The 22696-nt window shown below is 72.9% G+C and carries 19 protein-coding genes and 1 pseudogene; 6 read left to right on the plus strand and 14 right to left on the minus strand.

Annotated features, from left to right (window positions below):
• Position 1: 1 nt before the first annotated feature.
• Entirely contained in the window at positions 2 to 1339 is a 1338-nt protein-coding gene (locus ACH4LD_RS37325; RefSeq protein ID WP_398058645.1) for a right-handed parallel beta-helix repeat-containing protein, read from the minus strand.
• 87 nt (positions 1340 to 1426) lie between these two features.
• Between ACH4LD_RS37325 and ACH4LD_RS37330 the strand changes: the two genes are divergently transcribed.
• A complete protein-coding gene (locus ACH4LD_RS37330) occupies positions 1427 to 2584 on the plus strand; it encodes a Dyp-type peroxidase (RefSeq protein ID WP_398058644.1) in 1158 nt (385 codons plus the stop codon).
• A gap of 14 nt (positions 2585 to 2598) precedes the next feature.
• Here the strand turns inward: ACH4LD_RS37330 and ACH4LD_RS37335 are convergent, their stop codons facing one another.
• Positions 2599 to 3159 carry a nitroreductase family protein gene (locus ACH4LD_RS37335; RefSeq protein ID WP_132787922.1) on the minus strand — a complete coding sequence of 187 codons (561 nt, stop codon included), beginning with the start codon at positions 3157 to 3159 and terminating at the stop codon, positions 2599 to 2601.
• 132 nt (positions 3160 to 3291) lie between these two features.
• Positions 3292 to 4662: an MFS transporter gene (locus tag ACH4LD_RS37340; protein WP_398058643.1), complete on the minus strand. Its 1371-nt coding sequence runs from the start codon at positions 4660 to 4662 to the stop codon at positions 3292 to 3294.
• 121 nt (positions 4663 to 4783) lie between these two features.
• Between ACH4LD_RS37340 and ACH4LD_RS37345 the strand changes: the two genes are divergently transcribed.
• Entirely contained in the window at positions 4784 to 5680 is an 897-nt protein-coding gene (locus ACH4LD_RS37345) for a LysR family transcriptional regulator (protein ID WP_398058642.1), read from the plus strand.
• Between the two features lie 127 nt (positions 5681 to 5807).
• Here the strand turns inward: ACH4LD_RS37345 and ACH4LD_RS37350 are convergent, their stop codons facing one another.
• The 4 genes and pseudogenes from ACH4LD_RS37350 to ACH4LD_RS37365 form a co-directional block, all read right to left on the minus strand.
• Positions 5808 to 6137 carry a MazG-like family protein gene (locus ACH4LD_RS37350; protein ID WP_132787926.1) on the minus strand — a complete coding sequence of 110 codons (330 nt, stop codon included), beginning with the start codon at positions 6135 to 6137 and terminating at the stop codon, positions 5808 to 5810.
• A gap of 172 nt (positions 6138 to 6309) precedes the next feature.
• Positions 6310 to 6983 (minus strand): annotated as a pseudogene (locus ACH4LD_RS37355) (class I SAM-dependent DNA methyltransferase).
• A gap of 73 nt (positions 6984 to 7056) precedes the next feature.
• The gene (locus ACH4LD_RS37360; RefSeq protein WP_398058641.1) at positions 7057 to 7764 is read right to left on the minus strand and encodes a B3/4 domain-containing protein; all 708 of its coding nucleotides are present in this window, start codon (positions 7762 to 7764) and stop codon (positions 7057 to 7059) included.
• Positions 7765 to 7806: 42 nt separating this feature from the next.
• Positions 7807 to 8454: an FMN-binding negative transcriptional regulator gene (locus ACH4LD_RS37365; protein WP_398058640.1), complete on the minus strand. Its 648-nt coding sequence runs from the start codon at positions 8452 to 8454 to the stop codon at positions 7807 to 7809.
• Between the two features lie 37 nt (positions 8455 to 8491).
• Between ACH4LD_RS37365 and ACH4LD_RS37370 the strand changes: the two genes are divergently transcribed.
• Positions 8492 to 8932 (plus strand): hypothetical protein, encoded by a 441-nt coding sequence (locus ACH4LD_RS37370; protein WP_398058639.1) that lies wholly within the window; start codon positions 8492 to 8494, stop codon positions 8930 to 8932.
• Between the two features lie 154 nt (positions 8933 to 9086).
• Entirely contained in the window at positions 9087 to 9671 is a 585-nt protein-coding gene (locus tag ACH4LD_RS37375) for a helix-turn-helix domain-containing protein (RefSeq protein WP_398058638.1), read from the plus strand.
• Between the two features lie 151 nt (positions 9672 to 9822).
• Here ACH4LD_RS37375 and ACH4LD_RS37380 read toward each other — a convergent pair whose 3' ends face one another.
• From ACH4LD_RS37380 to ACH4LD_RS37400, 5 genes are all read right to left on the minus strand, one after another.
• Positions 9823 to 10647, minus strand: coding sequence for a DUF1684 domain-containing protein (locus ACH4LD_RS37380; protein WP_398058636.1), 825 nt, complete (start codon positions 10645 to 10647; stop codon positions 9823 to 9825).
• A gap of 75 nt (positions 10648 to 10722) precedes the next feature.
• Positions 10723 to 11646, minus strand: coding sequence for an LLM class F420-dependent oxidoreductase (locus tag ACH4LD_RS37385; protein ID WP_398058635.1), 924 nt, complete (start codon positions 11644 to 11646; stop codon positions 10723 to 10725).
• A gap of 91 nt (positions 11647 to 11737) precedes the next feature.
• Complete coding sequence (locus ACH4LD_RS37390; RefSeq protein WP_398058634.1) at positions 11738 to 13138, minus strand: NtaA/DmoA family FMN-dependent monooxygenase; 1401 nt, start codon at positions 13136 to 13138, stop codon at positions 11738 to 11740.
• On the minus strand, positions 13135 to 14241 hold the full coding sequence (locus ACH4LD_RS37395) for an LLM class flavin-dependent oxidoreductase (RefSeq protein ID WP_398058633.1): 1107 nt from the start codon (positions 14239 to 14241) through the stop codon (positions 13135 to 13137). The genes ACH4LD_RS37390 and ACH4LD_RS37395 overlap by 4 nt, the downstream gene beginning before the upstream one ends.
• Before the next feature lie 933 nt (positions 14242 to 15174).
• A complete protein-coding gene (locus ACH4LD_RS37400) occupies positions 15175 to 16647 on the minus strand; it encodes a hypothetical protein (RefSeq protein ID WP_398058632.1) in 1473 nt (490 codons plus the stop codon).
• A gap of 320 nt (positions 16648 to 16967) precedes the next feature.
• Between ACH4LD_RS37400 and ACH4LD_RS37405 the strand changes: the two genes are divergently transcribed.
• On the plus strand, positions 16968 to 19109 hold the full coding sequence (locus ACH4LD_RS37405; protein ID WP_398058708.1) for a LamG domain-containing protein: 2142 nt from the start codon (positions 16968 to 16970) through the stop codon (positions 19107 to 19109).
• A 349-nt stretch (positions 19110 to 19458) separates the two neighbouring features.
• On the opposite strand, the gene ACH4LD_RS37410 is transcribed toward ACH4LD_RS37405, so the two are convergent.
• Positions 19459 to 19923, minus strand: coding sequence for a GNAT family N-acetyltransferase (locus ACH4LD_RS37410; protein WP_398058631.1), 465 nt, complete (start codon positions 19921 to 19923; stop codon positions 19459 to 19461).
• Positions 19924 to 20159: 236 nt separating this feature from the next.
• Positions 20160 to 21371, minus strand: coding sequence for an MFS transporter (locus tag ACH4LD_RS37415; protein WP_398058630.1), 1212 nt, complete (start codon positions 21369 to 21371; stop codon positions 20160 to 20162).
• A gap of 91 nt (positions 21372 to 21462) precedes the next feature.
• On the opposite strand from ACH4LD_RS37415, the gene ACH4LD_RS37420 reads away from it, so the two are divergent.
• Positions 21463 to 22332 (plus strand): LysR family transcriptional regulator, encoded by an 870-nt coding sequence (locus ACH4LD_RS37420; RefSeq protein WP_398058629.1) that lies wholly within the window; start codon positions 21463 to 21465, stop codon positions 22330 to 22332.
• The last annotated feature ends 364 nt before the right edge of the window (positions 22333 to 22696 follow it).

Genomic DNA, 22696 nt, shown 5'->3' on the forward strand with positions numbered 1-22696 from the left:
ATCAGGAGGTCCGCACCCGCGCGTGCGCGGCGAGCAGCGACACCGGCGGCAGCCGGACGCCCTCCATCCTCGGCAGGGCCGGGACCGGCGGGACGGCGGTGGGGCCCGCGGTGGCGGCGTCGGGGAACTGCGGCTGCGGAGCGGGCGCCGCCACCTCGGAGAACGGGATGCCCCCGGGTGCCGTCGGCGCCGCCCACGTGCCGGCCGGCGAGGACGACCGGGCCGGAGCCGGGCAGTCCGCGGTCGTCGCGAGCCGGGCGGGCACGGTGGTGCGCAGATCGTTGCCCCGCAGGCAGTTGGCCCGTCCCCGCGTGGCGGTGGGGAACGTCCAGCCGACGTCGACGCCGTTGCCGGTGAACGTGTTGTCCACGATCTGGTTGCCGACCGGAGGTATGTCGGCGGTCGCGGTGATCACCAGCCCGGCGTTGGTGTTGCCGGCGATGCGGTTGCGGACGAACCGGTTGTCGCTGCCGCCGTCGACACCGACGCCGGTGCCCCACCCGCCGTCGGCCTGCTCCGGGGTGGCCGTCTGCTGGTTGGCGGCGATCAGATTGCCCGCGATCACGGCGCCCTTCTGCGGGAGCAGCTTCTCCTGGTGGTCGGAGTTGGTGGTGAGCCCCACCCGGTTGCCGACCAGGCGGTTGCCGACCACGTACATGTGCTCGCTGGCGTTGGTGCCCTCGTACCCGACCGCGTTGAGTTCGGCGACGTTGTCCCGCACCACGATGTTGCAGGGCTTGCACTGGCCGACGTAGATCCCCGAGTCGGCGCCGCCCGACGCGTACGAGTGCTCGATGACACCGTTCTGGGCGGAGAACGCGTAGATGCCGTACAGACCGTTGCGGGTCGCGGTCACATGGGAGACCAGGAACGACTTCAGGAAGGTGACGGGCTCGTCGCCGGTGTCGTAGCCGCCGCTCGCCCCCGGCAGTCCGGCGGCCGCCTTCGCCGAACCGGTGACCAGGACCCCGTTCTGCGTGTTGTTCCGCACGGTCAGGTTCTCCACGGCCACCCCGGGCGCCGAGACGACGACGCCGTTCGGCTGCCGCAACCGCCCGTCGATGACGACCTTGTCCCGGGACAGACCGCGCAGGGTGATGCGCTCCGTGCCGATCCGCACCGACTCGTGGTACACACCCGGCGCGACCAGCACCAGGTCACCGGGCCTGGCCAAGGACACCGCATCCGAGATCGTCGGGGCGTCGGAGGGTACGCGGATCGTCACGTGCGCACCGGCCGGACGCCGGCCTCTGCCTGATCCGCCGTCACCGCCGCAGCCTGCCACCAGTGTCAGCGTCCCCACCACCGCCGCCAACACGCGAAGAGCTAATCGAGGCATGATCCCAGTCTGGCACGAGGCCCGATCCCACGCCAGAATCGCCAGGTTGACCAGCACCCACGACACGGGTGTGGCACTCTGCACCCCATGCGCCGAGCCGACCAGCACCCGTCACGCCGCACGTTCCTCGATGTCACGGGCGCCATGATGGCCGCCGGTCTGACCGCCGGGTGCACATCGGACTCCGCCCGGCCAGGCCGGCACGCCCCTGCCCCGGGGGCCACGCCGATGCCGGTCCCGGCGACGGGCCGCCATCAGGCCGGCATCACACTTCCCCAGGCTGCCCAGCCGCACCTGCTCGCCGTGGTGGCCGACCTCGACGCCACCGCGGCCCCCGGCCCGTTACTGGCCGAACTCGGCCAAGCCATCAAGGCGTTGACAGCGGGGACCGACACGCGGCTGCTGGGCCTGCCGCCGGGCGACCTCACCGTGACCGTCGGCGTGGGCCCCCGGCTGGTGCGCGCGGCCGGCGCCTCGCTGCCCGGCGCCGCCGACCTCCCGCGGTTCTCCCGCGAGCGGATCGCCCCGCACGCACGCGGCGGTGACCTGCTGATACAGATCTGCGCCAGCGACGCGGTGCTCCTGCCGGTCGTCGCCGCCGCGCTCCTGGACCACGCCGGTGACCGTGTCCACGAACGCTGGCGCCAGTCCGGACGCCGCGGTACCAACGTGTCGGTCGGCAACGGCCTCACCGCGTCACGCAATCCGCTCGGTTTCCTCGACGGCATCGTGGGCCCGCACACGACCGCCGAACAAGAACGCGACCTGTGGCTGGCCGGGCCCCCCGCGGTCGCCGGCGGCACCCTTGCCGTGCTGCGGCGGATGGAACTCGACCTGCCGCGGTTCGCCGCCCTGTCCGTGGCCGAACAGGAGGCGGTCTTCGGGCGGCGCCGGGCCAGCGGCGTCCCCCTCTCCGGCGGCACCGCCGCCTCGGGCCCGGAACTCGGGGCCAAGACACCGGACGGACGCTATCTCGTCCCCGCGGACGCCCACGTGCGCAGAGCGCACGCCACCGCGGTCGGGGTCGGCCTGATGCTCCGCCGCTCCTACAGCACCGACCAGCCCGCCCCCGGCCTGCTCTTCATCAGCTTCCAGAACGATCTGCGGACCTTCACGGCCACCCTCACCCACATGGACGCCTCCGACGCGCTGCTGCCCTTCACCACCACGACCGCGAGCGCGACGTTCCTCATCCTCCCCGGCTTCGACCGGCGACACCCGCTGGGCTCCCGGCTGTTCGGCTGATCACGGTTCCGCTGTCACTCCGCCGGTGACCAGGGAGCGGAGCGCAGGTCCGCGACGCTGCGCCGCTCCCGGCCCTGCGGAGGTCCGCCGGCCGCCTTGCCCACCGCGACCATGGAGACGATCGCCCAGCCCGGGTTCGGGTCCAGCTCCTTGGTGAGCCCTTCCAGGTCGAAGGCCCGGAACTGGTGCGCGGCCAGTCCCATGGCCTGGGCCTGCACAGTCATGTGGGCGACGGCCTGGCCGAGGTCGTGGTCCGCGAACTCGGAGTAGAGCAACCGCGAGTCGTCGACGTGCCGGCGCGCCAGCGTGACGACGAGCAGGCCCGCGTCCGTCGCCCAGCGGGCCGAGCTCGGCGCGAGGTGGGGGAGCACCCGGTCGTGCTCCGGCTCACCCGGCCGGCCGGTGAAGAAGCCCCAGGGCTGGGAGTTCCCCGCCGACGGTGCCCACCGCGCGGCTTCCAGCAGCAGCTCGACGGCGTGGTCGTCGACAACCGCCGACGGATCGAACCGGTAGGGGCTGAAGCGCCCGGCGAGCAGTGGGTGTATGCCGCTGGGCGGCTCCGGAGACTGGTGCATGTTCCGCGGCAACCGGCGACCGCCGGCGCGTATTCCGGCCCGTACGAGCGCGGGCACCCCCCACACCGGACGATCCACCGGAAGGAACCCGACCCGCTCGGCCGCCTCACCGCCGTTCCGAACTCGGGCCCGTCACCGGGGTGTTCCCCTCCCAGGCGTCAGCGCGAAGGCCGGCCAGGCGAGGGCGCAGAGGCCGCCCGACAGCAGCAGTGACCACCCCGTGCCGGCGGCCGCGGCGGCGCCCATGAGGGCGACCCCGAGGGTGGCGCCGACCTGGCGGACGGCGTTGAGCAGGCCGCCGACCGAACCGGCCGTGCCCGGCGGAGCGGCGCCGATGACGGCCGCGACGAGGGCCGGCAGGACGAAGGAGATGCCGAAGCCGGTGAGCAGCAGACCCGTCCCGAGCCAGACGTAGGCGCCTGCCGCGAAGACCGTGCCGGCCAGGACGGTGCCTCCGGCGGTCAGGAGTGCCAGGCCGGCGAGGATCGGGAGCCGCGGGCCGGTGCGGGCGACGATCCTGCCGGTCAGCGGCGGGTTCACGGCGAAGGGGACGGTCAGCGGCAGGAACGCCAGGCCCGTTTCCAGGGCGCTCAGGTGGCGTTCGCGCTGGAGCAGCAACGGCAGCACGAACAGGGCGCCGGACAGGGCGAAGTTGGTGACCGCGCCCGCCAGCAGCCCGGCCCGCACCGGTGCCGACCGCAGCAGTGTCCGGTTCACGACCGGGGCCTGGCTGCGTCGTTCGAGCAGGGTGAACACGGTCACCGCGATGCCGAGCCCGCCCGCCGACCACGCGGTGTGGACCCATGCCCCCGCGCCGGCGGCGATCAGGACGTCCGTGAGCAGTGCCAGCACCACGACGGCCGCGGCCTGGGCCGGCCAGTCGACGCGGTCGGCGCCGCGCGGGCAGCGCACCGCCCGCCCCCGGGCCAGGGCCAGTACCAGCAGCCCGAGAGGCACGTTGACCAGGAACACGGCCCGCCATCCGGCGGCCTCCACCAGGGCGCCGCCGGCGATCGGGCCGGCCGCGACGGCCGCCCCGCTGACCGCGGCCCACACCGAGATCGCGCGGGCCCGTGCCGCAGGCCGCGGGTAGAGACGGGCGATCAGTGCCGTCGAGGCCGGGACGCAGGCGGCCGCCGCCGCCCCGGACACGGCCCGCAGCACCAGCAGCGCCCCCAGGTTCGGGGCCAGGGAGCTGAGCAGGGACGCGAGCGCGAACACGGCCGTGCCGGTCCGGAAGACCCGGTGGGCACCGAACCGGTCGGCCGCCGCCCCCGCCGACAGCAGCAGAGCCGCGAACACCACGGTGTACCCGGTGGTGGCCCACTGCAGACCGGCCATCGACGTGTGCAGCGACGCGGCCAGGTCGGGTTCGGCGACGGACAGCACGGTGGTGTCGAGCAGCACCATGAAGTAGCCCAGCGACACGCCGGTCAGCGCGGCCGCGCGCCTCGCCCGGGACGGCGCGGGCACCGCGGGGGCGACAGGGTTCACAGCAGTCATGGAAGAGGAAGCCTCCGGTGAGCAGCCAGATCGGTCACGCCGCCCACCCTCGGTCCGACCGGGTGGGGCCCTCCACCGGCGCAGCCGTACACCGCGTTCGGAATTTCCGTACGCTCCAACGGTGTTGGGCGCGTACGTGGAACTACGCCAACTCGTCACCTTCGAGGCCGTGATGCGGCACCGGACGGTCACGGACGCCGCCGTCGCCCTCGGTCTCGCCCCCTCCTCCGTCTCGCAGCAGATCCGCACCCTCGAAGCCGGTCTCGGCGTCTCCTTGTTCACGCGCGGCCCCAGAGGAATGGAACCGACCCCCGCCGGGGAGCGGCTGCGCGGCTGGGCACGCACGCTGCTCGACACCGCCGAACAGGCCGTCCACGACGTCCGCGGCGAGCGCTTGCGGCTACGGCTCGGAGCCCTGGAGACCCTCGCGGGCTCCCACGTTCCCCTCGTCCTCGACCGGCTGGCCGAACGCCGCCCCGACATCACGGTCGACGTCCACTCCGACCGCACCCGCCAGGGGCTGCTCACCGACGTCGCCGACGGGCGCCTCGACGCGGCCCTCCTGCTGGACGCCGGGGAAGCGCTCGGCGGGCTCGGCTTCCCCGCCCCCGACGAACCCCTGGCCTTCCTCGACCTCGACCCCGTGCCCCTGGCCCTCGTCGCGGCCCCGGCCCACTCCCTGGCCACCCGGCCCGCGCTGACCCCCGCCGACCTCGACGACGAACGGCTCCTGGTCAACGTCCCGGAATGCTCCTTCTGGCTGGCCGGACAGCACCTCCTCGGCACCGGCCCCCGACGCGTCCGAGCCGGCGGCGTCCCCGTGATGCGCGCCTGGGCCGAACACGGCCTCGGCGTCACCCTGCTGCCCCGCTTCGCCGTCACCGACAGCCTCCGCGCCGGCACCCTCGTCGAACTGGCCCTGCCCGTACCCGACCTCAGCCTGCGCCTCGTGTGGCGCAAGGACCGCGAGACCCTGCCCGAACTGCGCGACGTCCTCTACGCGGCCGCCCGCCCCTGAACAGCAGGAGACCTGGGAGACGCGTCCTCGTGCCCTGTGGCGCATCAGGTGGACGGCACCGCACGCACAGGGGCGCCCTCGGCCACGCCCCTCGTCACCGGGGGCGGCCGGGGGCCTCGTCGGGGGTTCACCGCGTGGCGGACGGGGGGCCGAAGGTGCGGGTGGCGATCGCGTCCAGCTTCGCGGCGAACGTGGCGGCCGGATCGGGGCTGAAGCTGTGCAGCGCCACGGCGGCGGTGACGATCACGTCGCACAGCTCGTCGGCGACATCGGCCGACGTGTGGGTGACGCCCTTGCGGGGGTTCTGCCCGGTCAGACCGACGTACGCCTGCCCGGCCTCGCCGACCTCCTCCGTGAGCTTGATCAGGCGCAGCGCCCGCTCGTGCTCGTCGCGGCCGTTCTCCCTGTCGAGCCAGTCGACCAGGCGGCCGATGGTCTCCCACTGCTCCGGGGTCATCTACGGGTGTCCTTTCGTGTCGTGGGCCGGGCACGGGCGGGTTCGGCGGCGACCGAGGCGGCGAGGACCATCCACGCCCCCGGCCGTGCCCGGTCCAGGATGAACCAGGCGCCAGGGCCCCGGGTGAGCCGGTCCTCGGGCCGGACCGGGAGGCCCGCGAGCGGACCGCCGGTCACCGGCCGGGGCGCCTGGCCATGACGACCACACCCGGCCCGCTGTACTCCTGCGGAGGGAGCCGGAGTTCGGCGACCGGGTGCAGCCCCGCCTTCTCCAACAGCTCCACGAGTCGTTCCGGCCGCCACTGGTACGTCGTCCACCGAACGGGGACGCCCCCGTATGCCTCGGTGCGCACCGCGTCCTCGTCCCCGACGTGTGTCCCGGTGATGAGGTGCCCGCCCGGATTCAACGCGCGTGCGAACAGGGCCAGGACGCGGGGGAGGACGTCACGGGGGAGGTTGAACGGTGACCACCACGCGAGCACGCCGCCGAGGGAGGCTTCACCGAGGTCCAGGTCGGTGGCGGAGGCGACAGTGAAGCGGCAGTGCGGATGAAGACGGCGCGCGTTCTCGATCATGCGGGGGGGAGAGACCCACCCCGGACACGTCGAGTCCCCGTTCGGCGAGGTACGCGGTCACCGTTCCGGGACCGCAGCCGACGTCGAGGACCGGCCCGAGCCCCCTCACGGTGTCCGCTGAAGGCGTCGATCGACGCCTTCAGCCAGGGATGGCGACGGATGTCACCGACCCCCGTGGTCACCACCATGTGGGCGTAGTTGTCGGCCACGCGGTCACAGGACTCACGCACCGCGTCGAGATCGGCAGGGCGGTCGATGGAGTGTGCGCGCATCCGCCAACGACAGTTCGGCACGGCCGACTTGGGACTGCTCCGGCCCGGGGCCGTCCTCGCGGGCGGCGGGAGTTCAGGTGGTGGCGTGTGGCTGTGCGCGGGTGAGGTGGTGCACCTGGGTCCGGTCGGTGTGCGGGGCCAGCAGGTCCCGCAGTTCGCCGGCGGCCGTCATGAGGAGGTGTCCGTCGCGGGTGGCGTGGAGGGTTTCGAGGACGAAGGCGACGTGGGTGGAGTCCTCGGTGACGCGGGTGCGGTGGGCGTCGCGGTGGTTCCAGTGGCGGGTCAGTACGTCGGTGGTGTCGGCGTAGATGATCTCGCCGGCCTTGGGGTGTTCCGTGGTGCCGGGTTCGCCGAGCGGGGTGAAGGTCTCGCCGCCGTCGGCGTGGCGGATGTCGACGTCCCCGGTGACGTGGTCGAGGTCGAAGGCGCCGGCGGGCAGGCCGTGGCGGACGGAGACGGCGTTGTAGGAGTCGACGGCCGGGTTGATCCGGGGCAGGGTGCCCTTCTTGGCGAACCGGCGTCCGAGGGCGTCGACGCTGGGCCGGACGCGGCGGGGGTTGGTGCCGAAGGAACGGTAGGCGGTGTGCCACGCCTCGATGCGCGGGTCGCTCTCGTCAGCGGGCTGCCAGGCGCCGTCGGCGAGCTGCCGCTCCAGCTCCTCAAGGGCGGCGGTGGTGGCGGGCCACGGTTCGTGGCCGCGCAGCCCGGTGGCGGTGACGACGGCGATGAGGGTGTCGGGGAAGGCGTCGGCCACGGCGGGGCAGAGACGGAAGGTCGTCATCGTGGAGGGTCCGTTCGGAAGGGGTGGGCTGGTACGGCGGGTTCAGGCCTTCCAGGGGCCGATGCGGTCCAGGCGGCGGCGCTGCTGGGCGGCCGTGGGCGCGTCGAGTCCGGTGCCGCGCTCGATGAGCCGGCGGGCGGTGTCGGTGCGCTGCTCCACGGGTTTGTGGTCGTCGTACTTGAACTTCGCGCGGACCTCGGTGACGTCCAGGCGCAGACCGCGGATGCCGGACAGCATCCGCCCGTAGGGCGGCCGGCCGGGGTCGATGGGGGCGTGGTCCCCTTCGGGCTGGAAGTGGGCCATCTGGCGGCGCAGCAGCTCGGCCTTGGCCGCCGGGTCCTCGATGATCGTGGCCCGGCAGGTGAACTGGACAGCCGCGTAGTAGCTGGTCGGAACGCCGTCGGTGGGCGGGATGCCGGGCTGGGCGCGCCAAGGGCCGGGGATGAAGGCGTAGTCGCCGGTGACGGTGAAGGTGACGTTCGGGTCGGCCTCGATCGTCTTCCAGACCGGGTTGGGCCGGGCGAGGTGGACCAGCAAGGTGCCGCCGTCGACGGCGAAGTGGGTGGGTACGACGACGGGCGCCTGTCCGGGCAGGCCGTTGACGCTGAGGATGCCGAAGTCGTGGCCGTCGGCGATCCAGGTCTGCCACTCGGCGTCGTCCAGGGCGGCGTCCCAGGGGTGGATGAGCACGTGCGGGTCCTTACGGGGCGGAGGTGCGGGAGGTCAGGTGAGGGCGAGGAGGCCGACGGCGACGGCGGCGGTGGATCCGCTCGGCGCGGACACCGCGGGCGGGCAGGACCGTGCCGGCCGGGTACAGAGTGGTGGTCACGGCGGCGACGGCGAGGTCACCGCTGCGGGCGGCGAGCAGGAACAGCAGGCCGGCGACCGGGTCGAGCCCCCGGCCGTCGCCGACATGGCGTACGCCGGCTTCTCGGGCCCCGGCCGCCGGAACACCGGCCCGGCCGTGGCCAGGGTGACGGGGCTGGACACGGCGCGGCCGGTGATCAGCGGGCCGACGCGACCGCCGGAGGGCGCCTGGTGCAGGAAGATCAGCCGCGGCGCGATGGCGGCGCCGGCGCCGAAGGCCGGCAGCGGCGCGGTACGCGAGGGGCGGGCGCTCCTCGCGTGCGCCGGGCCCGCCGAGGAAGCCGGCGCACCCGCACCGTAGGCCGGGGAACTGCCCAGGGCCGGCAGCAGAGCGATCACGGGTCATCCCTTACTATCAATGGAACGACTACACCGTACAGCGCACCGACCGGTAGTCGTCAACCGAACGACCGCGCGGTGCACTGAACTGATCCACTGCCGGAAGGGTGATGGCGATGGCCGAGACCGAGGCGGCGTTGCGGACGCTCGCGTACAACGTCCGCGCGGCCCGTACCCGCGCCGGGCTGTCCCTGGACGAACTCGGCCGGCGCGCCAAGGTCAGCAAAGGTGCCCTGGTCGCCCTGGAGAAGGCCCAGGGCAATCCCAACTTCGCCACCCTCGTCCGCCTCGCCGACACCCTCGGCATCTCGGTGTCCGCGCTGATGGAAGGCCCTGCCGAGGGCCGTGTCCGGGTCGTGTCCGCCGACGCCGTCATGCCCTTGTGGGCCGGGGAGAAGGGCGGCGAGGCGCGGCTCATGCTCACCACCTCGGGACCGGCCCCGGTCGAGGTCTGGCGCTGGAGACTGGAGCCGGGGGAGGAGTACCCCAGCCATCCGCACCAGCCCGGGGTCGTGGAGACGGTCAGCGTCACCGCCGGCCGGATGGTGCTCGTCGTCGACGGCACCGAGCATGCCGTCGAGGCCGGGCAGACGGCCACCTTCGACGGCGACGCCCCGCACACCTACCGTGGCGCGGGCACCGGGACCTGCCACCTGATCATGACGGTGCACATCCCGCCCGGCCCTGGCTCCGCGAGCTGACCGCCGCGGTGGGGCGGCCGCGCGGGACCGCGCCCGTCACGCCCGGCCGACGAGGTGGCGCGTCCGGGATCGCCGCTGAGCGCGCCGCCCCCGCACCCGGAGCACCCCGCCGCGAGGGAGGGGTGCCCGTCGGCGTCGAACCGGGTGCGACTCAGGAACCGCCGCGCTCGCGGGGGATCTTGTGGCCGGCCTCGATCGCCACCGGCAGCCGGTTCTCGGCCGGGGGCAGCGGGCAGGTGGCCAGGTCCGTGTAGGCGCACGGCAGGTTCGCGGCACGGTTGAAGTCCAGGACGACCGTACCGTCGGCGGCGGGCGGCTCCAGGGTCAGGGCCCGGTTGGCGGCGTAGGTGGTGACCCCGGAGGTCGCGTCGGTGAACAGCACCATCAGCCGGCCCGCACCATGGCCGGGGAACGCGGTCAGCGACAGCGGGTGCCCGTCCAGCTCGAACTCGATCCTGCCCGGGGCGTCGTACACGTGCTCAAGGCCCTCGACCGCGGCGCCCACGGTGGTCGGCCGTGGCGTGTCGAAGGGGATGTAGCGGCCCGTCACCGCCCAGCGCGGATCGGGGGAGTAGGCGGGCGTTCCCGTGAAGGCGGTGCGCAGCGGTGCGTCCGGGTGCCGGGGGCGTACGATGTCGTGCCCGCCGCGCCGGGCGATCTCGATGACGGCGTCCCCCCAGACCGCGTCGACGCCGCCGCGCTCGGGAAGCACGCCGAAGTGGTGTTCACCGTGCACCGGCGTTCCGTCGACGACCAGTTCCTCGCCGTCGTCGAGGTCCACGACGACGCCCTCGGGGCCGGTGCGCCAGGTACCGGGAGCGTCGGGGAAGCGCTGCGGCCGGTCGTCGAGCCAGTGCAGGCCGGTGATCGCCAGGAACCCGTGCGGGGCGGCGAGCCGGGCCTCTTGGGCGCGGTACCAGTCCAGCCAGTTCTCCGTGAAGGCGTCGCGGTCCGTCGTGGTGGCCTCGGTGGTCATGGGTTCTCCTTCGTCACGGGGTGCGGAGGGGGCACGGGGGCGGGGCCGGCCGGGACCTCGGCGCGACCGGCGTGCTCAGCGGGCCAGTTCGCCGAGGAGCCGCCAGGTGCGTCGGCGGTCGGCCTCTCCGGCGATCTCGGTGCCCGAGAACACGACCTCGGTGGCCCCGGCGTCGCGGTAACGGCGTACCTCGGCCTCGACGGTCTTCTCGTCACCGATCACGGCCAGGTCGGCGGCCCGTCGGCCGCCGGAGAGTTCGATGACCCGGGCGTAGGACGGGATCTGTTCGTAGAACGCGAGGTTCTCGGTGGCCTTGGCCCGCACCGCGTCGACGTCGTCGGTGACCACGCCGGGCACGAGGGCCACGATCCGGGGCGAGGGGCGGCCGGCGGCCTCGGCGGCGGCGGTCAGGGCGGGGACGATGTGGTCGGCCAGGGCGCGTGGTCCCGCCAGGTAGGGCAGGATCCCGTCCGCCAGCTCACCGCTGACCCGCAGCGCCTGCGGCCCCATCGCGGCGACCAGCAGGGGGACACCGTTCTCGGCGCCCGGTACCCGCGCCGGGACCGGGGTGGCGGCGGTGAGCAGTTCACCGTGGAAGTCGGCCGTGCCGGTCTCGGTCAACTGACGCAGCGCGGTGAGGAATTCACGCAGGCGGGCGACGGGGCGCTCGAAGGGCAGGCCGAAGCCGGCCTCCGTCAGGAGTTTCGTGCCCAGGGCCAGACCGAGGTGGTAGCGGCCGTGCGTGGCGGCCTGGGCGGTCTGGGCCTGGCTGGAGACCAGCAGCGGGTGGCGGCCGAAGACGGGGATCGCGGAGGTGCCGACGTGCAGTCCGGGCACTTCACGCCCGACGATCGCCGCGAGCTGGGGTGAGTCCGCGCCGAAGGTCTGGCCGAACCAGGCCGACGTGAGCCCGAACTCGGCGGCCTCGCGAGCCAGTTGAACGGTGGCGTCGACCTGGTTCGGCGCGTCGGACGCGTTGAGCGCTACTCCAACAGTCATGTCAGTCCAGAACGGGTGCCGGTCGGACCCGCATTCCGGTCCGGGTGTGACAGCTTCTTGTCAGTCATGTGTACGGGGTCCCGTCCGTGGCTCAGCTCGCCTGCCGCCGGTCCGGCGCGCAGCGGTGGGTGAGGGGTTCGCGCAGGCCGAGGTGTTCGCGGAGTGTGCTGCCGGTGTACTCGGTGCGGTAGACCCCGCGTTCCTGGAGTTCCGGGACGAGCAGGTCGACGATGTCGTCGAGGCCGTCGGGGATCAGGTAGGGCGTGACATTGAAGCCGTCGATCGCGCCGTGCCGCACGAAGTGGGCGAACTTGTCGGCCAGGGCGGACGGGGTGCCGACGTGCCCGCGCTGCGGGCCGAGCGCGATGACGGTCTCACGCAGCGACCAGCCGTACGCCTCCGCCTTCGCACGCCACTCGGCCACGACCGCGCGCGGGTCGGCGACGCGCCGGGCCCCGAAGGAGCCGTCGTTCTCACCGACGACCGGATCCTCCTCGGGCAGTGGCCCGTCGGCGTCGCGGTCGGACAGGTCGATGCCCCACAGCAGCCCCGCGATCCCCAAGGCCGTTGCCGGGGTGACCTGTTGCAGCCGGACCCAGCGCTTCTTCTCCTGGGCCTCCTCCTCGGTCGCGCCGAGGATGATCTCGGTGCCGGGCAGGATCCGCAGATCGTCCTCGGGGCGCCCGGCCGCCCGCAGCCGGCGCCGGATGTCGTCGGCGAAGGCCAGCGCGTCGTCGAAGTCGGTGCCGTGCGCGGAGAAGATGACGTCGGCGTTGCGGGCGGCGAAGTCGCGTCCCTCGCCCGAGTCACCGGCCTGGAAGATCACGGGGTGGCCCTGGGCGCTGCGCGGCAAGGTCGGAGCGAGGTCGACGTCGAACTGCGGTCCCTTGTGGCGCACTTGGTGCACGGCGCCGGGCGTCGACCAGGCCGGCGCGCCCGCGGAGCCGGCGACGGCGCCGTCCTCCCAGCCGTCCCACAGGGCGCGGGCCACGGTGAGGAACTCCTCGGCGCGCCGGTAGCGGTCGGCGTGGTCGAGGTAGCCGCCGCGGCGGAAGTTCGCACCGGTCCAGGCGTTGTCCGTGGTCACCACGTTCCAGCCGGCGCGGCCCTCGGAGAGGAGGTCGAGGCCGGACAGACGGCGGGCCAGATCGGCGGGCTCGTTGAAGGTGGAGTTGGAGGTCGAGACCAGACCGATGCGGCGGGTGACGGCGGCCAGTGCGGCGAGCTGGGTGATGGCGTCCGGCCGCCCGGCCACGTCCAGGTCGTGGATCTTGCCGTCGACCTCGCGCAGCCGGAGCCCCTCACCGAGGAAGAACGCGTCGAACAGGCCCCGTTCCGCGGTCTGGGCGACACGGCGGAAGGAGGCGGGGTCGATCTGGGAGCCGCTGTCGGGGGCGGACCAGACGGTCCAGTGGTTGACGCCCTGGAAGAACACCCCGAAGTGGAGCCGGGCGTGCGGCAGGGGGACGTCGAGGGGATCGGTGCGGGTCATCGGGCGTCCTCCTGGGCGGCCGGGGCCGCGGTGGCGAAGCGATTGCCGGGGCGCTCCAGACCCAGGGTCGAGCGCAGGGACGTACCGGGCAGCGGACGGGCGACGAGCCGCTGACCGGACAGGGCGGGCAGGACGAGGCGGGAGAGGACGGGCAGATCCTCGTCCAGCACCAGCGGACGCAGCCGTACGCCGTCGACGTGACGGCTCAGCTCGGCCAGGAGGCCGACCAGCCGCTCCGCGGAACCGATGTGCCGCAGCCGTCCCCGGTCGCGCCAGGCCGCGTGCCGTTCCAGGTCGGCGACCCGCTCGGCGGCCGTGGCCTCCGGGGTGTCCAGCGCCACCTCGACCTCGGCGAAGACGCGGGGCGTCCCGGCGCCGGCGGCGGCCGCGGCGACCGACGCGAGGTCGTGCCCTTCGACGAGGGCGATGTCGAGCTGTGCGGGGGGAACCCGGTCCGGCCGCCCCAGCACGACGAGCTGGCCCTGGGGCGGGCGCGGCACGATCGCCGGGCCCTTGACGGTGTACGTCTCACCGGTGAAGTCGATGTAGTGCAGCCGCTCGCGGTCGAGGTAGCGGCTGGTGGCCACGGACCGGATGACCGCGTCGTCCTCCCACGAGTCCCACAGCGCGCGGGCCACCTCGATCCCGTCGGCCGACTCCCGGGCCCGTGCCCCGGCGTCGGCGACCAGCGGGCGCCCCCAGGCACGGGCCGCCTCCGGACGCTCCTCCTCCGTCACCACCCACCCGGCGCGACCGGCGGAGATGTGGTCCAGGGACGCCAACTGACCGGACACGTGAAAGGGTTCGGCATACGTCAGCGGAACGGCGGGCGCGATACCGATGGTGCTCGTGGACGCCGCGACGAAAGCCGCCCGCTCCACCGCGCCGATGCGGCCCACCGGATCCGGCGAGGTGCCGGGCGGCAGCACACCGTCGTCCAGGGTGATCAGGGTGAACCCGGCGTTCTCGGCGATGGCGGCGACCTCGGCCACGCGGCGCGGGGTGAGCAGCCGATCGGGGGAGTGGGCGGCGCGGCGCCATGCCGCGGGGTGGGCGCCGTCACCGTCGATCTCGACGGCCAGGTGCAGGGCAGGGCCGGACAATGGGGTTCCTTCCGGGGAACACGCACGATGACTCGCGGCACAGGGCCGCGACGAGACGGCCGGCGGGGCGGCCGGCAGGGGTCAGGTGTGTACGGAAGGACAGACGGCGGAAGAGGTGCGGCAGTAGTCGACGTGCCGCCGGATGATGAGCCGCGCACCGGTGCACGCACCGCGCGGTGCCGCGCCCAGTACGTGCATCAGAGCCTCCGCCCGTCAGGAACTTTCCCGTTCAACGTACGTCGTCGGCCCGGGTGAATGTCAAGGTCGCCCCTGGCAGGTGGGCGTCTCACCGGCTGGGACGCATGGTGGACGCCTCCTTCCGGGTGTGCTTTCATCCGACCATGGAGACCACTGGCCCGGCGCACACGGTGCTGCTCGACCCGTTCTGGGTGAGCCGCCGAGCCGACCAGTTCGACCAGGTCTGTTGCTGATCGCCGTTCGACGGCTCGCTATCCCGCCCTTCTCCTTCCGCCCCGCATCCTTCCCTCGCCGCCGGCCAGCCCGCGTCCGGGCGTGGTGGTGAGGCGACGCGCGCGTCCGCCCTGCCGCGCCGGCGCCGCGCAGACCGTCCTGTCGGCGCTCGTCGGACCGCGCACCGCCCCGTTCGAACTGACCAGCCCCACCGCGCCCGGGGTCACCCGGACCTACACCAGCTGGAAGCAGCTCTCGGACGAGACGCCGACGCCCGGGTCTTCTCCGGCATCCACACCCGGTCGGCCGACGAGGCGGGGCTCACGCTCGGCACGGACGTCGCACGGTACGTCCTGCGCCACGCGGCACGGCTCTTCGCCCCACGCTGCCCCCTCGTGGCGCTCACCGGCCCCGCATGTCTGAGCGACGTGGTACGAGCGCACCCGAGGGGAACCCTGGCCGAGCCGCAGTGACAGCGGCTCGGGCCGATCGGCGCGAGGTGTCGATGCCGGAACTCCCGGCTCAGAAGTGGCCGCCGATGCCGAAGCTGCTCGGCCACGTGGTGACGTGCGGGGTGGACGTCCGGCCACTCGACGGCGACGGCTCCTCGGGCGGCCAGGGATCCGGGCGTCCCGCTCGCTTCGCGACCGTCCGGAAGTGTTTGTGCTTGTACCGGTAACGATGCTCGGCGAGGACGGCGCGCAGCTTCGTGCCGTTCGGGTCTTCGCGGTCGTACCGCTCGAACTGCTCGGTGAGGAAGAGCAGCGGGAGCAGTTCCCGGTCGTCGTCCTCGGGCAGGTAACCGGCGTCGACCACGGCCGCGACCGCCTCCGGCTTGAGCTTGATCGCGCGGGCCAGGACGGCCCTGCGCATACCCAGGCGTCGGAGGTCCTCGACCGAAGGGCTGTTCAACGGACCGAGGTCGCGCAGGGACCGCCGTACAGCCGCGGCCACGTCGTCCGGCAGGTCCGTGTTCAGCGTCGCCAGGACGCGCTTGATGATGGCGTCCTCCCTGATCCTGGACTCGTCGACGGAGCACGCCAGTTGGAGGACCCGCCCGTGCGGATCGGCCTCGCGATAGGCGGAGAACTGCCGGGTGAGCAGCAGGAAGAGGGGTGTGCAGGCGGGGTCGGCCGGCCGGTACCCGGCGTCACGGGCCGCGGCGATCGCCTCGGCGTCACCGAGCATGGCCTGGTCGCACACCGCCGTGACACCCTCTCGGGCCGACAGGTTGCGCAACGCGCGGCGGCATCGGTCGTGGAGGTGTTCCGGCAGCCAGGTGCCGAGATACTCCAGCAGCCGTACGGCCAGGGCGCCTTGTTCGAACGCGGGCAGCAGATCGGGCCGGTCCTTCAGAAGCGCGAGCAGGGCCAGGTCGATGTCCTCGGGCTGGGCCGGCGGCCGAGGCAGGTTCGGGTTGGCGGAGACGATCTTCAGGAACTCATTCGGCTCGCCCCCGAGCCACAGGTCGCACCGGGTGTCGCGGCCGGGCGGTGCCGCGCCGATGTAGGAAGGACCCAGCCGCGCACGCTGCCGGAAGTCGGCTTCCAGTGCGTCCAGCAGGCCGGGCTGGTCGGTGACGGACAACAGGTCGGCCAACCGTTGGCGCAAGCTGAGCTCGGGTAACCTCAACGCGGCTTCAACCAGCCCCGGAACGTTTGGATCGCCGCCCATGCGCACGCCGTTCGGTGGGTCGGCGGCGGTCTGCGGAAGACAGGCGGTCAGCCGGACCTGCGGCCGGTACGGGGACGTGGGGTCGTCCTCAAGCAGGAACTCCAGCACCGGAACGACCCGCTCCGTCCGCTCGTGGTTGCCGAACCTGAAGTGCGCCACCGACAGCAGGAACCACGCGCCGCGCCACACCTCGTCACGCTGGGCTCCGCCGGCCGCCCACCACCGGTCGATCCGCTGACGGGCCCGGCTGTTGCCCTCATAGACGGCAGCGGCCAGCACCTCCTGACCACGTTCCTGGGCGCCCCGCCGACGGAACCTCATCGCTCCATGATGCATCGCCTGCCCACCGACGGCCATGCCGACGGCTCATATCCACAGCCCCAACTGGATCGCAGCGAGCCGACGTTGGCCAGGGCGGGCCCACGTCAGGACCCGGCCGCACGGCTGGCGTGCGCGCGCCGGCCGCGTGAACACCTGCCACCTGCAAGGCGCTTCGTCACATCGAGCGAACGGAAAACCCTTTCGGCACTGTCAGTGGCGGCTGTTAGCTTCATGCGGTTCGTGTCGACAACGAGCGTCGATCGCTCACGGAGGAGACCTACGTGACCAGGTTCGCAAGGACAGGCAGGAGCAGACGGACGGTGGTGGGGGGCTGTGCGGCGGCACTGCTGGCCATCGCTTCCGGTACTGCGAACGCGGCGGACAACCTGCCGCCGAAGCAACCGCTGGTCCAGGACCTCCAGTCACAGGGCAAGGCCTGCGCCACCGGTGACGACACGCCGTACGTGTCGGCGCCGCCCAGGCTCAGTGCCCTGCTGTACGACCCGGAGGAGGACAACCAGCCCTCCGAGTTCAGCCCGGTGCAGGGCGAGTTCGAAGCCTGGTGGACGGACCCGGCAGGGGCGGAGCAACGCCGTACCTACACGACCACCACCTTGCCGTCGGGCTCGCGGCATTACTGGACGTTGCCGGACGACATACCCGCGAACACGGTCGTCTCCTGGCATGTCCGCGCAAACGACGGCCAGGCGAAGTCCGCATGGAGCGATGAGGGCGACGGCTCGGTCTGCTCGTTCGTGTACGACGACACGAACCCTGAGAAGGCGGCGATCAGCTCCCCCGAATACCCCACGCCCGAGGAAGTGTTCTGGGTGGACGGGGTCGGCGTCTACGGGCACTTCACCATGGACTCGCCCTCCGACGACGTGGTGTCGTACACGTACAGCTTTCTGGACGGCCCTCATGGCACCGTGTCCCCCGAGCGGCCGGGCGCTGCCGTGACCATCCCCTATTTGCCGCTCACGTCAGGGCCCAAGGACCTGACGGTCCGCGCGATCGACCGGTCCGGCCGCAGCAGTGGAGAGTCGCGGTACAACTTCAACGTGAAGTCCGGGCGTCCCCCTGTCGCCCGCTGGAAGCTGGACGACCCGGCAGGTTCGCGCACGGCCTCCGCCGAAACGGGCGCCCCCGCCCGGGCCGGCACCGGAGTCACCTTCGGCGTTCCGGCGCCCCCGGGGACCCGGACCACCGCCACAGTGCGCCTCGACGGCAGCGGCCACGGCTTCCTCACCCCGGACGCCGCGGCCGCCGACACCAGCAGGTCCTTCGCGGTCAGCGCCTGGGCGCGCCCCGCGGGAACCAGTCGGACCATGACCGTCGCCAGCCAGGACGCGGACGAGCGGCCCGGCTTCACCCTCGGGCTGCGCACCCCGGGCAGCGGGCCGGCCTGGTCGTTCACGATCGGGGGCGCGACGGTGTCCGGCGGCGCGCCCGAGACCGGAGAATGGGCCCATCTGCTCGGGCTGTACGACGCCGAGACGGGTCGCGCACACCTGTACGTCAACGGTCATGAGGTCGGCAGCCCGGCTGAGGCGACTCCCGCCGCGACGTCCGGCGCGTTCCAGATCGGACGGGCGCAGGGTGCCACCGGATACCGCGACCGGTGGCAGGGCGACATCGGTGACGTACAGGTTCACGACCGGGTCGTCGTACCGGGCGAGGCGGCCGAACTGGCGCGGCGAAAGCCGGAGTCGCTCGGCCACTGGTCGCTGGAGACCGAGGCGGACGGCGCGAGCCCCGAGCAGTCGGGCGGCGCACCGCTGCGGCTCGGCGGGGGAGCCTCGATCCACCGCGCATCCGACGACGCCTGTCTCCCGGAGGCCGACCCCGACTGCACCTACGAGCCGCCGGCCCTCGTCGGCGAGGGGCATCTGCACCTGGACGGCGAGTCCGGATACGCCGCTGCCGACGGACCCGTCGTGGACACCGGGGACAGTTTCACCCTCGGTGTCGTCGTACGCCTCGCGGACTCCGAACCGGCCCACCCGATGACCGTGCTGTCGCAGGCCGGTGAACACACGGACGCGTTCAAGGTGCGTTACGAGCCGTCCTCGCACACCTGGCAGCTGGTGATGCCGGAGAAGGACGAGGCCGGAGCCCACGAGACGGTGGTGTCCCAGATCGAGGGCGCGGACGGTGGCGAGGGGGCGGGCCACCGTCTCGCCGTGACCTACGACGACGGTACCGACACGATCAGGCTCTACCTCGACGGTCAGACGAACGCCGAGGCCACTGCGAGCCTCCCCAACGGCTGGCACAGCACCGGTGCCCTCCAGATCGGTAGGGGCAGAGCCGGTGACGGCTGGGGCGAGTACCTCCACGGTGACGTGGACGAGGTCCAGGCCTACTCCGGTGCACTGCGGGACACGGACGTAGCGGGCCTCGGCTGGGAGACGGATCCCTGCCTGTGCGGAGCCCTCCGCGCTGAGCCCGGAGCCCGCTGATCCTCGACGGCTCGCCGCATCCTGGTTCGGCGGGCCGTCGCCTGGTCGTGTTGGACCAGGTGCCGGTCTGCCGCCCGCCGCACGTGGCCGGATGCGGGGTGGCGAGGGTTTCGGCGATCCGATCCGCCGCCCCGGTGCCGGAGGTTGGACGGGAGGGACATCGTGGGGCAGCGGGGCTCCGGACGGTGTCGGCCTCCAGTGCCTCCTCGGCGGCCCGGGAGCACCGGGAGGACGACGTGTCCGGATCGGGGACGAGGCTGGTGCGCGGGGCCCGCCGGAAGGAGACTGCGGACACACGTCACCGGTGAGCGTTCACGCGGGGGCGTCGCCGGGGCACATGTCGCCTGAATCAGGTGACTGCCCGGCGATAGATCTGCCGTGAGCCGCCTTCCGGGCCCGGATCAGTGGCTTCGGCCGGCGTGAAACCGAGACCTTCGTAGAAGGCGCGTGCCCCGCTGGCGGCAGCGCCCGGGTGGTCGGCCCCGAAGGTGATCACCTCGATGCTGCCTGGGCCGAGTACGAACCTGCGTGTCGCGTCGGCCATCAGCGCCCTGCCGACGCCCTGTCCGCGTGCCTTCTCGGAGACGACGAGCCAATGGACGTGGTAAACCGGGGGCTCCGCACCGAAGAGCAGGCCGCCGAGGAGCGCCGATTCCGAGGAGAGGGCGACGAGCGCCGCAGACTGGCGAATGTGCGTGTCCACGGCGCTGTGGAAACCAGGGTCCTCGACCATCGGGCCGAACCAGTGCTCGACCTGGGCTGCCAGGTCGAGAAAACGGGGGAAGTCCTGTTCTCGCGCGAGTCTGACGATCACCCGAGCAGTCTGACAGACGAGGCGAACGTTGCCTGACGCCGCCCTGCCGTCCACCGATCGGCGCCCGCACACGGGGTGGTTGAGTACCCGGTCGGCCCGTCCGCTTCTCCCACTCCCGGCGGAGCAGAGCCGCGCAGGCGCCCTGGGGATCGCCCTCCGCGACATCCCGCTGGATGAGTCGGCGTACGAAGGGGAGGGCGAACCGGCTGAGAACTTCGAGGAGTGCGACAGGTGTTTCAGCGGCGAAGCATCCGGGAGCCGGAGATCGCGACGAGGACCGCGGCGAGGGTGACAAGGCCGACAAGCACGGCGACCGTGGGCCAGACCCTGAGCGCGGCGGCGGTGAGCAGCGGCGGGATGGTCATGCCGGCGTAGGCGATGAGGAAGACGCCGGCGAGCGCCTCGCCTCGACGCTCCGCGTCCGCGACCGCTGCGACGGTGTTGAGGGCGGCTCGGAACAGGATGCCGATCCCTGCGCCCGCGACCCCGCCGCCGATGAGGAAGAGCGCAAGCGAGGCGACGATGGCGGCGACGCCGATGCTCCCGAGCCCGAGCGCGGCGAGCGCGACGGCGTGCCCGATCTGAGGGCGTGTCGCCAGCCGCACGGTGACGGCCTGCGCGAGGGCTGCCGCCATGAAGACGACGAACGGCGCCAGGCCGGCGAGCAGGTGCGAGTTCAGCCCGAGGAGACCCACGAGGAAGGTCGAGGACAGTCCCATGAAGGTGCCGAACACCGCGAACGCCCCGAACGCCGCCGCTCCGGCCGCCCAGAACGCGCCCCTCCCGGCCGCCGGCACCGCGACCCGCTGCGGCCGGTAGGCGGGGCGCTCCTCGCGGCGCTCGACCGTCTCGGGCACGAAGGCGACCAGGATCCCTTCGACGACCAGGAGGACGGCGAAGACCACGTAGGGCGCGACGAGGGGGCGCGTGGACCATGTCGCGATGAGCCCGCCGATCAGGGGACCGAGGCCGATCCCGCCGAGGTTCGCGAACGTCGACACGAGGGCGACGCGGCCTTTGGCGTGGTCGGCCGCCGCGCCGAGCTCGGAGAGGTGCGCAGTCGCCGTGGCGGTGAGGACGCCGACGCCGAGTCCGCTGACGAAGCGGGCGACGAGGAGGCCGGCGACGTCGTTCCAGACGAGGAAGACGATCGCGGCCAGCAGGTTGATGAGCAGCGAGCCGAGGATCACGCGTCGGCGCCCGAGCCAGTCGGAGACATGGCCCGCGAGATACAGGCTCAGCATGACCCCGACCGCGTATGCGGCGAAGACGATGGTGAGGACCATCGTGGGGAAGCCGTCGCGCTGCTGGTAGATCGCGTAGAGGGGCGTCGGGACGGCGCAGAACGCGAGCTCGGTGCCGAAGGCGAGCGCGATGATCCAGAACCCCGCCCCATGCGGGAGTCGTGCGGTGGCTCCGGTCCGGGCGGGAGCCGCTGTTGTCGTCATTCCTCCATGCTCGACACCTCCTCCCATCGCGTCCAACGCATACTCTTGGTCACAGTCATCGATGCGGACGATGGAGCGGGTAGGCACGGAGATGGAAACCCGACTGGTCGAGTACGCGATCGCGGTCGCCGACGAGCTGAGCTTCACCCGTGCCGCGCAACGGGTCTACGCGGCACAGTCGACCGTCTCCGCCGGCGTTCGGGCGCTGGAACGAGAACTCGGCACCACGCTCTTCGAGCGGGACCAGCGAGGGGTGCGGATCACCGCCGCCGGAGAGGCGGTGCTGCCCGCGCTCCGCACACTCGCCGACGCCGAGGCGCGCGCCCGCACCGCGGCCGATCCGCGAGGCGAACTGCGGGGCGAACTGCGCATCGGGGTGTTCTCCAGCGTGAGCTACCTCGCGATCCCGCGCGTCATCGGCGCCTTCCACCGCGAACACCCGCTCGTCGACCTCCGGCTGCGCGCGTCTTCGTCCGGCTCGGCGGAGCTCGCCGACGCCGTCCGGCGAGGGCGGCTCGACCTCAGCCTGTACGGGCTTCCGGCGGCCACCGCCCCGGACCTTGCCGTGCACCGGCTCGCCACAACGCCCTACGCGGTCCTCGTCGCGGCCGACCATCACCTCGCCTCGCGCCCGGCACTGGCGCTGCGAGACCTCGCCGAAGAGCGCTTCGTGGACGCGCCCGTCGGTTTCGGCAACCGGGACGTCCTCGACGCCGCGCTCAGCGCACGCGGGGTTGTGCGCGACATCAGGGCCGAGGTCACCGAGACCCACTCGATCCCGGTCTTCGTCGCGGGCGGCCTCGGCATCGCACTGCTTCCCGAACTGCTGATCCCGCCGAGCGAAGGCATCGCAGTCCTCCCTCTGAACGAACGCATCACCTGGGACTTCAACGTCGTGACGCGGACCTCGACCGGCGCAGCCACCGCGGCTCTGCTTGAGCAGTTGCTCGCGGCCTATTGACCCCTTCGCCCCGGTCACTCCGGCGAACGCCGGTGGGCGTCGCGGCCGCGGCCGGGGGCCGGGCGCGCTCAGCCGGTTGCGCGTCGGCCCGAGCCGCTACGCCAAGCCGCCGTCAGCCCGGCGGTGACGTCGGGTGGGGAACGTGGGTGGGGGACAGGTCGGGGCGGGCGCGGTGCCGGCGTGCGGGGTGGCGCCGCCGGCCGGAGCGGTCCCGGGCGATGTCGACGCTGACTTCCACCGCCGGCTCGCATTCCACCAGCGTGACCTCCAGCCGCTCCCGGCTGCCCCGTCCGGCGGAGAACGACCAGCCCGTCCATGGATGCCCGCGCCGCCCGGCAGTCAGCGGGCGGGCGACCGTGGCGCC

Source organism: Streptomyces sp. NPDC017676 (assembly GCF_044329325.1).
Taxonomy (GTDB): Bacteria; Actinomycetota; Actinomycetes; order Streptomycetales; family Streptomycetaceae; genus Streptomyces.